The 15,091-nt window shown below is 42.2% G+C and carries 13 protein-coding genes and 2 pseudogenes; 8 read left to right on the forward strand and 7 right to left on the reverse strand.

From position 1 onward, the window contains the following. Window positions 1-118 precede the first annotated feature (118 nt). Together FRE64_RS15340 and FRE64_RS15345 are read right to left on the reverse strand one after the other, a co-directional pair. Entirely contained in the window at window positions 119-1,288 is a 1,170-nt protein-coding gene (locus FRE64_RS15340) for an HhoA/HhoB/HtrA family serine endopeptidase (protein WP_146297032.1), read from the reverse strand. Window positions 1,289-1,325: 37 nt separating this feature from the next. Next, window positions 1,326-1,676, reverse strand: coding sequence for a phage holin family protein (locus FRE64_RS15345; RefSeq protein WP_146297033.1), 351 nt, complete (start codon window positions 1,674-1,676; stop codon window positions 1,326-1,328). Between the two features lie 346 nt (window positions 1,677-2,022). Between FRE64_RS15345 and FRE64_RS15355 the strand changes: the two genes are divergently transcribed. Beyond that, complete coding sequence (locus FRE64_RS15355; protein ID WP_146297034.1) at window positions 2,023-2,688, forward strand: nitroreductase family protein; 666 nt, start codon at window positions 2,023-2,025, stop codon at window positions 2,686-2,688. A 3-nt stretch (window positions 2,689-2,691) separates the two neighbouring features. On the opposite strand, the gene FRE64_RS15360 is transcribed toward FRE64_RS15355, so the two are convergent. Beyond that, window positions 2,692-3,069 (reverse strand): DUF423 domain-containing protein, encoded by a 378-nt coding sequence (locus tag FRE64_RS15360; RefSeq protein ID WP_146297035.1) that lies wholly within the window; start codon window positions 3,067-3,069, stop codon window positions 2,692-2,694. Window positions 3,070-4,893: 1,824 nt separating this feature from the next. Between FRE64_RS15360 and FRE64_RS15365 the strand changes: the two genes are divergently transcribed. From FRE64_RS15365 to FRE64_RS15375, 3 genes and pseudogenes are all read left to right on the forward strand, one after another. Further along, window positions 4,894-5,493 carry a DUF1997 domain-containing protein gene (locus FRE64_RS15365; RefSeq protein ID WP_246140338.1) on the forward strand — a complete coding sequence of 200 codons (600 nt, stop codon included), beginning with the start codon at window positions 4,894-4,896 and terminating at the stop codon, window positions 5,491-5,493. Window positions 5,494-5,570: 77 nt separating this feature from the next. Beyond that, complete coding sequence (locus FRE64_RS15370) at window positions 5,571-6,938, forward strand: GTP-binding protein (RefSeq protein WP_146297037.1); 1,368 nt, start codon at window positions 5,571-5,573, stop codon at window positions 6,936-6,938. 123 nt (window positions 6,939-7,061) lie between these two features. Then, window positions 7,062-7,325: pseudogene (locus FRE64_RS15375) on the forward strand (chorismate pyruvate-lyase family protein); the annotation flags it as partial. Between the two features lie 56 nt (window positions 7,326-7,381). On the opposite strand, the gene FRE64_RS15380 reads toward FRE64_RS15375, so the two are convergent. After that, window positions 7,382-8,521 (reverse strand): IS4 family transposase, encoded by a 1,140-nt coding sequence (locus FRE64_RS15380; protein WP_146294195.1) that lies wholly within the window; start codon window positions 8,519-8,521, stop codon window positions 7,382-7,384. Window positions 8,522-8,672: 151 nt separating this feature from the next. Between FRE64_RS15380 and FRE64_RS15385 the strand changes: the two genes are divergently transcribed. Further along, window positions 8,673-9,737 (forward strand): transposase, encoded by a 1,065-nt coding sequence (locus FRE64_RS15385; RefSeq protein ID WP_146297038.1) that lies wholly within the window; start codon window positions 8,673-8,675, stop codon window positions 9,735-9,737. On the opposite strand, the gene FRE64_RS15390 is transcribed toward FRE64_RS15385, so the two are convergent. Together FRE64_RS15390 and FRE64_RS15395 are read right to left on the reverse strand one after the other, a co-directional pair. Further along, complete coding sequence (locus tag FRE64_RS15390; RefSeq protein WP_146297039.1) at window positions 9,718-10,206, reverse strand: helix-turn-helix domain-containing protein; 489 nt, start codon at window positions 10,204-10,206, stop codon at window positions 9,718-9,720. The genes FRE64_RS15385 and FRE64_RS15390 overlap by 20 nt on opposite strands. A 62-nt stretch (window positions 10,207-10,268) precedes the next feature. Further along, a pseudogene (locus FRE64_RS15395) lies at window positions 10,269-11,063 on the reverse strand (transposase); the annotation flags it as partial. A gap of 85 nt (window positions 11,064-11,148) precedes the next feature. Between FRE64_RS15395 and FRE64_RS15400 the strand changes: the two are divergent. Further along, window positions 11,149-11,379, forward strand: coding sequence for a SprT-like domain-containing protein (locus tag FRE64_RS15400; protein ID WP_246140339.1), 231 nt, complete (start codon window positions 11,149-11,151; stop codon window positions 11,377-11,379). A gap of 35 nt (window positions 11,380-11,414) precedes the next feature. Here FRE64_RS15400 and ligA read toward each other — a convergent pair whose 3' ends face one another. Continuing rightward, a complete protein-coding gene (ligA, locus tag FRE64_RS15405; protein WP_146297041.1) occupies window positions 11,415-13,418 on the reverse strand; it encodes an NAD-dependent DNA ligase LigA in 2,004 nt (667 codons plus the stop codon). A gap of 8 nt (window positions 13,419-13,426) precedes the next feature. Here ligA and queG point away from each other — a divergent pair, with 8 nt between their 5' ends. Continuing rightward, a complete protein-coding gene (gene queG, locus FRE64_RS15410) occupies window positions 13,427-14,374 on the forward strand; it encodes a tRNA epoxyqueuosine(34) reductase QueG (protein WP_146297042.1) in 948 nt (315 codons plus the stop codon). A gap of 11 nt (window positions 14,375-14,385) precedes the next feature. Further along, the gene (locus FRE64_RS15415) at window positions 14,386-15,036 is read left to right on the forward strand and encodes an HAD-IA family hydrolase (RefSeq protein ID WP_146297043.1); all 651 of its coding nucleotides are present in this window, start codon (window positions 14,386-14,388) and stop codon (window positions 15,034-15,036) included. Window positions 15,037-15,091: the final 55 nt, after the last annotated feature.

The following is a 15,091-nucleotide window of genomic DNA, read 5'->3' on the forward strand; positions in this document are numbered from 1 at the left end:
CGATCGCGCTAAATATTTTGCCGTTTATTAATAAGAGGTTGGGTGTCTTTGCCCAACCTTAATATGTCCTTTGTTGTTTGTCCTTCGTCCTTTGTAAACCAATGACTAATGACTAATCCTATGAAAACTCCTCTAACTCTGCTGGATAAAGAGATAAAGTTTCTACGCGATCGCCGCGTCGCACCTTAAAAGTCAGTTTTTGACCCACATTACTATTTTCCACAACACGCTGTAATTGTTCACCACTAGTAATGCGAGTGCCATCAATTTGAGTAATCACATCCCCTCGTCTTAAGCCCGATCGCGCTGCTGGAGTATCTGCTTGAATTTGCATCACTAAAACCCCTTCTATTTCTGGAATCAATAAACCAGCATTAGGATCGCGATTAATTTCCTTTGCCAACTCAGGGGTAAGGCTAATCATGCGAATCCCAATATAGGGGTGAGAAACTTTTTTCCCTTGGGATAACTGGGCATAAATATCTTTGGCTTTATTCACAGGAATGGCAAAACCAATCCCATTCGCATCAGCACGAATGGCGGTATTAATGCCAATCACTTCACCGCGATCATTGAGTAGGGGGCCGCCAGAATTACCCGGATTAATAGCTGCATCGGTTTGTAGGAAGTCTAACCGCTTATCAGGAATCCCTACCTTAGCACTAGGGCGGTTGAGGGTACTGATAATCCCTAATGTTACCGTATTATCTAATCCTAAAGGATTGCCCACCGCGATCGCCCAATCTCCTACTCTTACTTGATCAGAATCTCCTAAGGGTACAGTAGGTAAATCATTGCCTTGCACTTTAATCACTGCTAAATCCGTGATGGGATCAGCCCCAAGCACCCGACCATCAAAGGTACGCCCATCTTTGAGATTTACACTCACCTGATCAGCTTGTTGCACCACATGGGCATTGGTGAGAATCATCCCATCACTATCAATAATAAAGCCTGAACCTTGCCCTCTTAACCGTCTTTCTCGCGGCATATTGGGTAAAAAGTCTTCACCAAAGAAACGGCGGAAAAAGGGATCATCCGCAAAGGGATTAGTTTGAGTAACCGTTCTCTCAGTATCAATACGAACTACCGCACCACCGACTTTTTCTACTGCTTGACTAACAAAGCGATTGGTAATTGTTTGCGGGCTAGGGCTTTGAGCAATGAGATCGCTATTAGTAACGGTTTGTGCTTGCACAGGAGCGGGATAAGAACCACCACCCCCGATAAAAAATCCAAAGCATAACACTAGAAAATAAGCGAAAAATTTACGAACATTCGCTTGCATATGTTTATTGACTCCTCAATTAAAGTATTCTCTCTATTTAGCCTAATTCGTCTTGGAAAAATTGGTTTAATATGCCAGCAATAAAGGAGAGAATTAAAGAACCAAATAGGGCGGGGAAAAAACCACTAACTGTAAACCCAGGGGTTAATGCGCCAACAATCCCAAAGGTAATGGCGTTTAAAACCAACAAAAATAAGCCGAGAGTGAGAATGGTCAACGGAAGGGTAAAAAAGAATAAAATGGGTTTGACAATGGCGTTAACAAACCCTAACACCGCGGCTCCGATAATAGCGGCGACTACGCTATTGATCACGAGACCAGGGACAATCCACGCTGTAATCAGAAGCGCGATCGCGGTTGCAATCCAAGTAATTATAAATTGTGGCATGATGCTTTTCTATCAGTATCGTCCAGTTTAAAGAGTTGGGAGTGAGAAATATCTATTCTCAGCGTAGCAGATTGGGGATTAGGGTTGATTCCTAGCAAGCCTATTGGAGAGGATTAGGTTCATAAAGAGGAAAGAACATTAAGCCTAATCGGGAAAAATTTGCCCTCACTTCAGGGCAGTTAGTTGATATGCCAGCCCATGCCCTAGAGGCAACTACAAATTTAGCTTTCTGGCTCATTTTATCAAACGCAAACGGACAATAGTTACTTTCAAGTAAGGTCTAGACTGAAGAAAATAGGAAAAGTTATGATTGGGGGAGTTAATTCCTTTCCTAGTAACAAAACTGATGAATCGCGAAAAACGTCCTTCCTTAGAACTCCCTGAAGTAATCAAGCAACGTCGTGCTGCCCGTGCTTTTAAAAGTGACCCAATCCCAGAAGACATCTTAGAAAGAATTTTACACTTAGGAATCCAAGCTCCCTCAGGATTTAACTTGCAACCTTGGCGGTTTATCTTAATCAAAAGTGCTGAAAATAAAGCGAAATTAAAAGAGTGTGCTTTTAACCAACGACAAGTAGAAGAAGCCCCTGTGGTATTAATTTGTTGCGGCGATCGCGCTGCTGTTTCTACCGAAAACATTGAAGCAGTAATTCGTCTTGGAGAAGAACATCAATCCATGAATGAGCAGTATGCTAATTATATGCGAAATACCATTCCTGGATTTGTTGAAAATAGCCCTAGTTTTGGCAATCAAGAAGTATGGACAAATCGTCATACCATGCTGGCTGTTGATCACCTTATGTTAGTTGCTAAAAGTTATGGCGTAGATAGTTGCCCAATGGAAGGGTTTGTCACCAGTCAAGTAAAAAGTGCATTTAATATTCCAGACAAAGTTGATGTTTGTTGTCTTTTGCCTTTAGGTTACGCCGCTGAACCTGATAAAAACTATGGAGGGCGATTTGACTTAAGCCAAGTCTGTTACGCTGAAAGCTATGGTAACAAAGCATTTTAGGGCTTATTTGAACGCGATCGCAGCTACAGCGAGACATCCCCAACCAATGAGAAACGCAACACCCCCCAAGGGAGTAATTGCCCCAAGCCATTTAAGACCTGTAAAACTTAACCCATACAAACTCCCTGAGAAAATTATGACTCCTAAAATGAAGGCAAAACCAGTGGCAATTAAGAGTGTCTGTGAAGTTTCAGTCTGACCTAAAAGCAAAGCTACTCCAAACAGGGCTAGAGCATGATACATTTGATATCTGGCTCCTGTTTCAAAAATGTCTATAGCTCTTTCAGTAAGACGTTCTTTTAGGGCATGACTAGCAAAAGCTCCTGCTGCAACTGATGTGCCCGCTAAAATGGCAGCAACTGCTAAAAAAATCCGACTCATAAGTAAGTTTGTGTAATTAATCAATCCTATTCTGTTATAGCAGGACTTAGTGAGCTACTCCCGTTAAATCGAAGATTCTAACGGGAGCTTCCTACCCAATCGGTTGCTTTTCTAATCATAGGAAAAGGGAAGTCTTACACCAAGGCGATAGGCGAACAGCTCGGCTCCCGAGCTTTATAGATAATTGGATGGAAGAGAATCAAAAAATTCTTTTATCTCCTGGCTTGGTTTTCGCCGAAAAAGTTCCCCATCCGCCGGGTAGGTCAGGGAGATTGCTCTCCCCCTCCCCCCTCAGAACCGTGCGTGCGACTTTCACCGCACACGGCTCAAGCAAACTCAGACCCTAATAGGCTGTCTTCGTATTCACCTAGGTTAGACCTCTCGCGCTTACGATTACCCCGCGAGGCATTTATCTTTTAACGCGACATTTAAGGTTTTCCGATTAACCGTTCGAGTTACTGGTTCACCCGTGCTTAAGTCTGCTCCTCTTTCGAGTGGGGCAAATTTTGAACCCCTATCCGTCAGGTTATACCCGTAGGCGTTCCCTTTGCTTTCACAGGTTCTTGCTAGTTACTCCCTTGGTTTTATCGGTCGATTCCGATAAGGGCGCGACAACAATCTGTCAACTATCCCCTTTGAAAGGGTATCCAAGAGAGACCGCTCGAATCAGCAGACGGCTTTTGCTTCTTAAGCTGTCCTATGCCCACTAGGGAATTGTGCCTTCCTTGCGGTTAGCCTACTGGGACGAACCCAGACCCCATTGGGTTTACCACGTTTCGCATTCGAGAGATACGCTCAGGTTAGGTGGTGTCCTGTCCGCCGAGGGTGCTACGGTGTGCTAGCTAACTCAAGTTGGGGGAGTTAACCTTTGTTGTACCAAGTTTCGGGGTACAACCTGACCATCGCCCTTAACGACCAGCTACTTTCTCTCGATTTCACTGCTAACCCCCTGTTTTACTACCTGCTCGGTAATTAGCCTTAGCTTACAGGGACTTGAATAACGACAGCTCATCGGACACTTCACTTTTGTTCACCGTGCTGAACTTCCTCTTTGCACCCGCCCGTTCTAGCAGGTTATACTTGAACAGGTTACATTTGACTCCTTGCTTTCCACCTTACCGTTACCAGTGACGCAGTTAGGAGCGAGGATACCCTTGCACACTTGGGTAGAGACTTTCTGAGGGTCTCACTCTCAAAATGCGACATCGTGTCGCAAGAAACTGATTCAATTATATCATAACTGTTCTCATTCATCTCACCGACAAATCAAAGATTCTGTCGGGAGACTTCTGAGAACGGCTAGTTAAACTTAGGAGATTTTAATTACTTGTAAGTTCTCCCTTAATAAGAATTGATTACTGCTTACAGCTTATAAGAGTTTGGTAGGAAATAAAGCAAGAAAAAAGGAGTTGCCAATGAACTATGTTACAAGCTAAAAGCGAAAGGAAACTGTAATTTCATCTGCTGAGAGAATAGAATGCTTGGTTCGGCATTTTGGTTCGAGGTTTACTCAGATAAGGTAACTTTACTTCTACTGATGATCTAAAGTCGCAAATTGAACAATTTATTTATGGACAAGTCTGGATAATATAATGGTTCAAACTTTTATCCAAAATTGGATGGAGAAATTGATGAGGTTAAATCAGAATCAGTTGCCATTCTCTGAAAGGGGTTTAAGAGCTATGGAAGTTATACAGCAAGGGGTTTAGCTTACTTATCACCTTCTGAGAAATTTTTCCTAAATTCCCCCTAGGGTTGATCAGTCAAAACTAATAAAAGTGAACAATAGAGTCAGGTGTGGTTATGGAGTGCCAATCAAATCAAATGCAAAACCTAGAAACTGAGACCAAAATTAAACAGCCAACTTCGTCTCCCTTAGAATTCCGTAATCAATTTGAAGGGAAAATGACCATGCTGAGTGATGCAGAAACCGTCCAGGAGTATCTTGATGCCCATCAGGGATGGTTTGTGCGCTGTGCCTCTCCCATGACAGTTGAGCCCATTGGAGAAAATAGTTATGCCTTAACCATTGGTCGCTTTGGCGCATTAGGCTTTGAGCTAGAGCCAAAAATCGGTGTAGAATTACTCCCTGAAAACAATGGGATTTATCGCATGGAGACTGTTCCCATAGCGAGAAATGATGATCACTTATACGAAGTTGATTATCAAGCCGAATTACAACTAGCGGAAAACCCAGAAAAAGCTGAACCTAAAAATTGTGACACAATTACAGAGGTAGAATGGACTCTAGACTTAGGCGTTGCGATTTATTTTCCTCAGTTTATCTATCGCTTTCCGAAACCTGTAATACGGAGAACAGGGAATCGAGTTTTAGCCCAAATTGTTCGCCAAGTGTCTCGTCGTCTTACCTATAAAGTACAGCAAGATTTTCATCGTACCTATAATTTACCGTTTCCCTCTTGAAGTTCTCGAAATTATGTCATCATTGAGAAAATCCCCCTAAATTGCATTCAATCTATGTGGCAAGGATTTTCCGAACCATGAGCAAAAACTCTTCTTCCCAACAAGCCCATATTAACCAAGCCCGAGCTAGTTTGAGCCAGGCGTTATCTTGGTATGGGAATATGCGTCGTCATGGTAAGGCGACTCCGAATAGTGAACTTCAAGCTGCGGTTAAACAAGACTTACAAACTCTAAAAGCGGCGTATGATAAGCTCGATGAAACTGTAATTCGCATTGCCACATTTGGCTTAGTCAGTCGCGGTAAATCAGCGGTCATTAATGCCCTAGTGGGGAAAAAAGTTATGACCACTGGCCCCATTCATGGTATCACCCGATGGCCCCAAACCATTCGCTGGAGTCCCCCTAGTGGGAAGGTACAAATTGAATTGATTGATACGCCAGGCTTAGATGAGGTAGAAGGGGAAGAACGGGCGCAAATGGCACAAACCATTGCCCAACAGGCGGATTTAATTCTCTTTGTGGTTGCTGGGGATATCACTCGCACGGAATATCAAGCTCTCTGTGAACTGAGGCAAGCGAAAAAGCCTCTGTTATTAGTCTTTAATAAAGTCGATCTTTATCCTGAGAAAGATCGCCAAGTTATTTATGAACAGTTGCGCCAGTTGGGAACAGGGAAAGAAGGGGAACAGTTACAGGAACTTTTATCTCCTCGTGAAATTATCATGATTTCCGCTGAACCTCCTGCGATGCATGTGCGCGTGGAACAACCTGATGGCGAGATTACCTATGAGAGAGAGCCACAACCACCAAAAGTAGAGCCTCTGAAAGAAGCTATTTTAGAAATTTTAAATCGGGAAGGACGATCGCTGTTAGCCATTAATGCCTTGTTACAAGCCCAAAATGCTGAACTGCACCTTGCCCAAGAAACAATTCGGTTACGCCAAGAAGAAGCAGAAACCCTGATTTGGAACTATGCGAAATATAAGGCGATCGCGGTAGCTATTAATCCTCTTGCCATTTTTGACCTAATTGGCGGCACGTTTGCCGATTTAGCTTTAATTCGGGGGTTAGCGCAATTATATGGCTTACCCATGACTAGCTATGAAGCTGGAAAACTCTGGCGGCGGATTCTCATTAGTTCGGGAAGTTTACTATTAGGGGAAATTGGCACGAATTTTTTACTGGGTGTGGGAAAAAGTAGTGCTATCATTGGCGCAAGTTGGGGCAGCCCCAGTGCGATTATCTCTTACTCCGGTTTGGCAGCTACTCAAGGCGCGATCGCGGGGTATGGGGCTTACACGGTTGGACAAACGGCCCAAGAGTACCTAAAAAATGGCTGCAGTTGGGGACCGTTGGGGCCAAGTACTGTTATTAAAAATATTCTCTCGCAAATTGATGGTGATACCATTATCTATCGCTTGCGACAAGAACTCGGCAATGTCTAAGAAAAATCCCCAAACCGTAATCGGGCTTCTTGGGTAGTTTCTAAAATTTGTTCTACAGCCTCCCAATTGTCATCGTCAATGGCGGTAAGGAGAGTATCTAGTTGTTGACGGTAGAGACGTAATGATCGCGCCCCCGAGGATATTATGGCAGTTCCTACACCACGATTGCGCCGTCAAGTTTGGTTACGCACGGCTTCTGGGCAACGATTAGCTTATGCCGTGTCTTGGTGGGATGCCCAAGAAGTGGATGAATACTTGCAAAACCGTTCTCTTCCCATTTGGGATAATCTGTCGCGCTTACACAAGGAATTGTATCGTGATATTCAAGGGCTTTATTATGGGCATTCGCCAGAATTGGAAACCGCTTTTCAGGAAAAGGGACCATTTTGAGGACGACATTATTTGTTTTGGCATAATGGGCAGCTCAAGGGGTGACGACTGGCTTAAGCCCCTTGCTGTATAAGTTCCATAGCTCTTAACCCTTTCTGATAAAAGGGAAACTTATTGCGATTAAGACTCATCAATTCTTCTACCCAATCTTTGACAAAAATCTGAGTGATGATCCAAGTTTGACCATATAAGCCGATTAAGAAATTACTATTTTTCGTCATTTTTTGCTTCACTGTTCTCAGACGACCAAGATATTCTTGTTGACCTTTGAACCGAATGGATTGCCCCTTTAAACTGGAGACCGTGTACGCGATCGCGCACAACAAAACCAAATTACTTAGTCTTTTTACTGAAGCCTTAGAGCCTTCTAAATTATAACCTCCGATCTTACAATCCTTAAACATGGCTTCGATTCCCATACGCTTTTGATAAGCTTTGATTGCCGAGTCGAGATCGGGAAGATTAGTCAGAAGATACCAAGGCTCTTTTTCGACACTTCCTCGGTATTTCTTTTTCCATTTAACGGCAACAGAAAATTGACCGAATCCGTTTTTACCCACTTTTATATTAGGAAAGAAATGAGAGTCTCCTGGTTGAAAGTCGAAGCAACTAAGAGATTGACAATCTTTTCCTTTGACTTGAATGTTTCGGTCTTTTTTCTGACGCAGAACAAAGCCCACTTTCTCTCTCCGTAACCATTTAGCCAGCTCGATGCTATGAAATTCACGGTCTCCTAAAATGATTAATCGATAACCTCTCAGAAGTTTCAAAATCGGTTTGAGTAAAGCTTTTTGTTCTTTTAAATTACTGGCTCCTTTCTTTGATAAAAATTGCCAATAAATGGGAAGAGCTCGTTTCTGATGAATGAAGGCGACAACAAACAAGTTTTTATCTTGCCACTGCGTTCTGTCTAAAGCTAAGTAAAGAGGTTGATTACTTGGGTGAATGAGTTTAATAATTTCTTTAATGATTGGAAACCAAATTAGGGCCATGGACAGGGAAGGAAGCACTAGAAATCTTTGAAGACGACGGCGACGACTTTCATACTTAATCGGTAAAGGATAGTACGCAGCTAGTTTTTCGATTTTCACATTTTTATGAACTTGTAACAGCCATACCCAGATTTCTAGGCTTAATAATTGGGCACGAGTGAGTCGATTAGCAAGGTGATTGCGATATAATTTTGGTAGCATTTTTTAAGTTCATTTTGGTTTCTGCGATCGCACAGTTAGCGTGATCGCGCAGCCTGATCTGTTTATTATAAAAGGCTATCTACGTCAGCGCTTGAGGCGATTACAACACGATTGTCACCCCGTGAGGCTCATCTATCAATTGGTACAATTGATGGAAAGCGACTATCAAAAACAAAGTCTTCAAGCTTTCTTGGAACTGTTTCTAAAAGCTCAAGGAACACACCGCCCCCAACACTCAGCACTTAAATCAGCCAGTGCTCTCAGTCGTTTTCTCAATCATTACATCTGGTCAGCGCGATCGCTCATCCGCCAAGTCAGACGGATGATTAAGCAACAACTAAGCCACTACCATCCCCGAGGTCGGCGTCCTCACTTACAAGTAATCATTGACTTAACAACTTTGGAAAAACGGGGAAAGTTTAAGGGCTATCAAGACCTAGTTCATGTGTTTGATGGCAAAAGAGGATTGCATCTAGTGGTCATCTATCTGGTAGTGGGAAGGTGGCGTCTTCCATGGAGTTTTCGCATCTATCGAGGAAAAGGACATTCCACTCCAGCACAGTTAGGATTGAAGTTAGTACGGCAACTACCGCGATGGCTGAAACGCCAGTTTCAGGTCATGGTGTTGGCAGACACAGCTTTTGGTAGCGTCGAATTTCTCAAAGGAATCCGCTCTCTGAAGCTTCATGCTATTACTGGTGTTCGTCGTGACCGTCTCCTCCAAGATCATCGCCCTCTATGGCAATTACATCAGCCTGGCCAACAAGTCAGGCTTCAAGGACTTAATTTTCCGGTTAGTGTAGCTTGGTTCTATCTCAAACGAGATGGAGAAAAGAAACGCTCTAAGCGTTATGTTCTCTCCACCAAACCCTTAAAAGCCAGTACCATTGTTTGGTGGGGAAGACATCGCTGGCAAATTGAGGGATTTTTTAAGACCGCTAAATACCGTTTTGGTCTTCATCGGTTTGCTCAAAAGACTCTCAAGGGAATGTATCGTTGGTTGATCTTGTCCTTAGTGGCTTTTTTGCTTGCTCATTGGGGTTATCTTTCTCTTGATACCAAAGAGCTCCCCGATTGGGGAGTGGCTGCAACCATTATTCTTGAAACTTGCTTGGTGGAATTAGTTATTGCTCTATTGTTAGCGGAAGTTGAGCGTCAACGACCTTTACTGAAACAGCAGGGATTAGATGTTCAAATTACCAGGTGCAAGATCTGAGTCTAGGAACTTTCAGTTTCGCTTTTAGTTTATATTTCACCAAATGGTATAGCGTTTTATAGTTGAGGAAAATCTGGTAATTATCTTCTAACCATTTTTGGATTTCTCCGTAGCTTCTAAATCCTTGTTCTTCTTGTGATAGTCTTTCTTGTAGCTCTGCGATATGGCTCTGCCATTTGCCGAAGGCAATCGCGCTTCCTTCTATTTTTGGTGGTCGCCCTCCTTGATCCTCTGGTTCGGTTAATAATCCGTTTACTCCTTCTTGGCGATAGCTCTTTAACCATCTTTGAATAGTTACCCGATGCACTCCTAAATAAGTCGCTAGATGAGTCACTGTTTTTACTTCACCGGTTTTTAGCAAATATAAACCTTGCATTTTCCGAAATTTTGAAAGCTCTTTCTGCTGGGTTTGAAGTTTTTTCAGTTGTGAGGGAGTTTCTTGAATGACGCATTGATAGTTAACTCTCATGGCACTTAACTCCAAGTCATTTTACTTCCGAGGCATTGTAGCATAAGTTATCAGAGATGGTATAAGGCTTCACTAAATGTATTCAAAGGTCGATTTGACCAGATGCGTCTGAATCCTCCTGTCAGTTGATGCCAAACGATGAAGGTATAGGCACAGAAAACTAAAATGAAATGTCTTAAAAGACTTCGTTTGTCTCTGACTTGATATTCCTTCAGTCCTAAATTTCCCTTCGCTTCTCAGTAGAAAACTTCTACCCAATTTCTTTGGGAATAAGTTTTAACGACCCATTGAGGAGTTGCTTGGTTAGGTGGAACATTCGTAAGAAAGTAGTCAACTTCTGTTGCTTCAGAAAAGCTAGAAGCATTCATGACGATCGCGATGCTTTTCTTTCCTTCTAAGCGTGAAATTTCTCCTTCTACTACCGCTACCCAAAAAGTTTTGGGTTTTTCTATTGTCAGTTGAACTTCTGTAAAATCGCTTTTTGAGAGCGATGCAGCTAGTTCGTCAACCCGAATGGTTTCCTTAGCATTTCCTGTTTTCTCTAGTTTGACCTTTCGATTTTTGGCAATTCCTCCTAAATAGTTCAGATTTCTTTCTTCTAGTTGGGAGAGGAAAGTTGTGTTGTTTCCATAACCAGAATCAATCAAAACCATTCCTGGTTTGTTCCCTCTGGGTAAACTACTCCAATTGCGTTTTTTGCCATCTCTGATAGTTTTTTTCGCCGACTTTCCCCCAATAATTCCCCCAAATATTGTCGAAATCCCTGTTTTTCGGCTTTGGTCTTCAAGACATTGTCGAAACGACGACACCATCTTTCAAAGCACGCTGCGCCTCGCAGAAGGAGTAGTTTGTTTCATGGGTTAACTGACAACGTAATTTAATTATCATGCAAGCAGTTTAGCACAATTTATTTTATTTTCTTGTTTAAGTCCCGTTAAACGCATGAAAACCAAATGGGGAACTTGTAATATTCAAGCGCAAAGGATTTGGTTAAATTTAGAATTAGCGAAAAAACCTCCCTCCTGTTTAGAATATGTCATTGTCCATGAAATGACTCATCTTTTTGAACGACATCATAACGAACGCTTTCGGAGTTTAATGGATCAGTTTTTACCCCACTGGCGGCGCTACAGAGATGAATTAAATCAAACGTCCATTGAAATGGATTCTTAAGGAAAAATTAGCGCGATCGCGTAATATCCTTGATTTTATTCTTGATTCAGCATTGCTTTTAACTCGTCTTCCCCGATTTGCGGAATTTCTAAGGCTTTGGCTTTTTCTTGTTTTGATCCACTGTCTTCTCCAACGACAACATAATCAGTTTTTTGACTGACAGAACTGGTAACTTTTCCTCCTGCTTGTTCAATGAGGGTTTGGGCTTCTTTGCGAGTAAAACTATTAAATTTTCCTGTGAGAACAAAGGTTTTCCCTGCTAGGGGTTGCGTTATCGGTTCAGAGGTGGATGTATCTTCTCCCAGATTTAGCCCTAAATTCTGTAACTCTTGGATTAAGTTTTGGTTGGCTTCAATTCTAAACCACTGATACAGCGATCGCGCGATTTCTTCTCCGATTCCTTCTACGGCTTGTAACTCGTCAATACTTGCCTTGGCTAATTTTTCTACCGTGGGAAACTTCTTGGCTAAAATCCCCGCATTCACTTTTCCCACATAGCGAATCCCTAAGCCATAAAGTACCCGTGACCAAGGTTGCTGTTTGGACTGCGCGATCGCGCGAACGAGATTTCCTGCTGATTTTTCCCCCACTCTTTCTAGTTTAACTAACCCCTCCACTTGTAACTGATACAAATCCGCCACCGAAGTGACTAACCCCTTACTGACCAAACTTTCCACCATTTTTTCCCCCAACCCCTGAATATCCATCGCATCCCGAGAAGCCCAATGCACCAAACTCCCTCGTAAAATCGCTGGACAAGAAGCATTCACACAGCGTGTTATTGCTTCCCCTTCTGGGCGGACTAAAGTAGAACCACATTCAGGGCATTCTTTCGGCATTATAAACGCCTGTGCGTCATTGGGGCGTAATGAGGGTAAAACTCGAACAATCTCAGGAATAATATCCCCAGCTTTCCTCACCACTACTGTATCTCCAATACAAACATCTAATTCTCTGATAAAATCACTATTATGAAGCGTTGCCCGTTGGACAGTGGTTCCAGCTAGCGAAATGGGTTCAAGATGAGCAAGTGGTGTCACGGCACCTGTGCGCCCAACATTGACCGTAATCGCTTTAATTTGACTGGGGGCTTCTTCGGCGGGAAACTTCAGCGCGATCGCCCAGCGAGGGAATTTTTGCGTAAATCCGAGCCTTTTTTGTAACGCATAGGAATTAATTTTCACCACTACCCCATCTGTTTCATAAGCTAGGGTGTTCCGTTTTTCTTCCCATTCTCGGAAAAACTCCTCAACTTCTTCTAAAGACTGACAAACCTTACGATGAGGATTCACCTTAAACCCCATTTCTTCTAACACCTGTAACGAGTAATCTTGAGTTTCTGGCTGCCAAGGGGAATTTTCCTCTACCACATACAGAGTATAAGCAAAAAAATCTAACTTCCGTTCCGCCACCACTTTGGGATCAAATTGTCGCAACGTTCCCGACGTAGCATTACGAGGATTAGCAAAAACGGATTCTCCATTGGCTTGACGGGTTTGATTAATTTTTTCAAAGGTTTGACGGGGTAAAAACGCCTCCCCTCTCACCTCGACTCGCGCTGGGGGATTATTTAATTTCAGACGTAAAGGGATACTGGGAATGGTGCGAACATTATTGGTAATCTCTTCCCCCGTTTCTCCATCGCCTCGCGTTACCCCTCGTACTAACACCCCATCCTCATAGGTTAATGCTAAGGCATTGCCATCAATTTTTAACTCACAGACATACTCAACCGCTTCTCCTTGGTGTCGCGCTGCCCATTGTCTAAATTCTTCCTCATTAAAAGCATTTTCTAGGCTATAGAGGGGAATTTGATGTTTAACCGAGGCAAACCCTTCTGCAACCTCTCCTCCTATTCGTTGAGTTGGGCTATCAGGGGTAATTAACTCTGGATATTTTTCTTCTAACCCCTGCAACTCTCGATAAAGACGATCATAAACCTCATCTTCCATAATAGGATTATCGTGCAAATAATAAGCCTCATTTGCCGCTTGTAACTGTTGACGAAGTTGTTTAATTCTCGACTCTTCCTGATTCATTATTAATAATGGTTTTAACCAGTACAGAAATTAAAGAAAAAGCGAAATCATTAGGGTTTCATTTAGTAGGAATTGCTGAGGCAAAAAATGATGAACAAACCGTAGCCCAAACTCGTCTCAAAAACTGGTTAGCTTCAGGATATCATGCGGATATGGATTGGATAAATAATCCCAAACGTTTTGATCTCGAAGCCTGCCTTTCGGGAGTAAAATCTGTTATTGCCGTTGCTCTTAATTACTATACCCCTTATGAGCAACCTGATGATGCTGAAACAGGGAAAGTGTCTCGATATGCTTGGGGACGAGATTATCATAAAGTGATGAAGAAAAAATTAAAAGCCCTTTCCCAGTGGTTAGAAGATCAAGACGAAACCATTAAAACTCGATATTATTGTGATACTGGCCCCTTACAAGATAAATTTTGGGCGCAGCAAGCAGGGTTAGGTTGGATTGCCAAAAATAGTAATGTCATTACCCGTGACTATGGTAGTTGGGTATTTTTAGGAGAAGTTTTAACGACTTTAGAATTAACACCAGATACCCCTCATACTGAGCACTGTGGCACTTGTACACGCTGTTTAGAGGCTTGTCCTACGAATGCTTTTCCCCAACCTTTTGTCGTAGATGCCAATAAATGTATTGCTTATCATACCATTGAAAATCGCTCCGAAAATCTCCCTGAAAATATCACCCTTGACGGTTGGGTGGCTGGTTGTGATATTTGTCAAGAAGTTTGTCCATGGAATCAACAATTTGCCAAAGAAACAGACTGTGATGACTTTCAACCGCGCCCTGATAATTTTGCTCCTAACCTGATAGAATTATCGCAACTAAAAGAACAAGATTGGGATGAAAAAACACGGGGATCAGCCCTAAGACGGATTAAACCAGCGATGTGGAGACGCAATGCTCGTGTTAATCTAGAAGAAGACGGGGATCGCAATCCCAATGATTAGTTTTAACAAAAATGGATACTCAGATTGTTATTTTTGATTTTGATGGCACAATTGCCGATACAAAAGAATTAGTAATTAATATTATTAATCGCCTTGCACCAGAATTTGGTTTTGTCGCTTTAGACGAAACAAAAATTGCTCATTTTCAAAAATTAACAGCAAAGGAAGTGATTAAGCAGTCTCGGGTTCATTGGTGGCAATTACCATTTTTAAATAAACGAGTGCGGGAAGAATTTCAAAAAGAAATTAGTAATATCTCTCTAATTGAAGGAATGATGGATGTTTTAGAATCTCTAAAACAAAATAATTGTCACCTTGGCATTATTACCTCTAACTCTGAAGATAATGCTAGCCAGGTGTTAAGGGAACATGGCTTCTTACATTGCTTTAATTTCATTGAAAGCAGCTTTCATCTTTTTGGCAAAGATAAGGTGATTAAACGAATTTTAAAAGATAAAAATATACCTCCTGAGAGGGTTACTTATGTTGGGGATGAAACTCGTGATATTGAAGCCGCCAGAAAAAGCGGGGTTAGATCAGTCGCTGTCAGTTGGGGGTTTAATACGGCTGAGGCTTTAGCCAAGTGTCAACCTGATATTTTAATTCATCATCCTAGTGAGCTATTATCCCTAATACAGCCAATTTGTCAGCAAAGAGTTTAATCATGTGCTGATGGAGGGTAAAATTTAGAGATAAGTTTGCTATACGTAATATAGG

Origin of the sequence: Euhalothece natronophila Z-M001 (genome assembly GCF_007904085.1) — a bacterium.
GTDB lineage: Bacteria > Cyanobacteriota > Cyanobacteriia > Cyanobacteriales > Rubidibacteraceae > Halothece > Halothece natronophila.

What these genes read in the sequence shown, in the direction of transcription:
- FRE64_RS15340 (WP_146297032.1), bottom strand. Translation starts at nt 1,288, where the DNA reads ATGCAAGCGAATGTTCGTAAATTTTTCGCTTATTTTCTAGTGTTATGC.
- queG (WP_146297042.1), top strand. Translation starts at nt 13,427, where the DNA reads ATGGTTTTAACCAGTACAGAAATTAAAGAAAAAGCGAAATCATTAGGG.
- FRE64_RS15355 (WP_146297034.1), top strand. Translation starts at nt 2,023, where the DNA reads ATGAATCGCGAAAAACGTCCTTCCTTAGAACTCCCTGAAGTAATCAAG.
- FRE64_RS15380 (WP_146294195.1), bottom strand. Translation starts at nt 8,521, where the DNA reads ATGCTACCAAAATTATATCGCAATCACCTTGCTAATCGACTCACTCGT.
- ligA (WP_146297041.1), bottom strand. Translation starts at nt 13,418, where the DNA reads ATGAATCAGGAAGAGTCGAGAATTAAACAACTTCGTCAACAGTTACAA.
- FRE64_RS15385 (WP_146297038.1), top strand. Translation starts at nt 8,673, where the DNA reads ATGGAAAGCGACTATCAAAAACAAAGTCTTCAAGCTTTCTTGGAACTG.
- FRE64_RS15345 (WP_146297033.1), bottom strand. Translation starts at nt 1,676, where the DNA reads ATGCCACAATTTATAATTACTTGGATTGCAACCGCGATCGCGCTTCTG.
- FRE64_RS15365 (WP_246140338.1), top strand. Translation starts at nt 4,894, where the DNA reads ATGCAAAACCTAGAAACTGAGACCAAAATTAAACAGCCAACTTCGTCT.
- FRE64_RS15390 (WP_146297039.1), bottom strand. Translation starts at nt 10,206, where the DNA reads ATGAGAGTTAACTATCAATGCGTCATTCAAGAAACTCCCTCACAACTG.
- FRE64_RS15415 (WP_146297043.1), top strand. Translation starts at nt 14,386, where the DNA reads ATGGATACTCAGATTGTTATTTTTGATTTTGATGGCACAATTGCCGAT.
- FRE64_RS15400 (WP_246140339.1), top strand. Translation starts at nt 11,149, where the DNA reads ATGAAAACCAAATGGGGAACTTGTAATATTCAAGCGCAAAGGATTTGG.
- FRE64_RS15360 (WP_146297035.1), bottom strand. Translation starts at nt 3,069, where the DNA reads ATGAGTCGGATTTTTTTAGCAGTTGCTGCCATTTTAGCGGGCACATCA.
- FRE64_RS15370 (WP_146297037.1), top strand. Translation starts at nt 5,571, where the DNA reads ATGAGCAAAAACTCTTCTTCCCAACAAGCCCATATTAACCAAGCCCGA.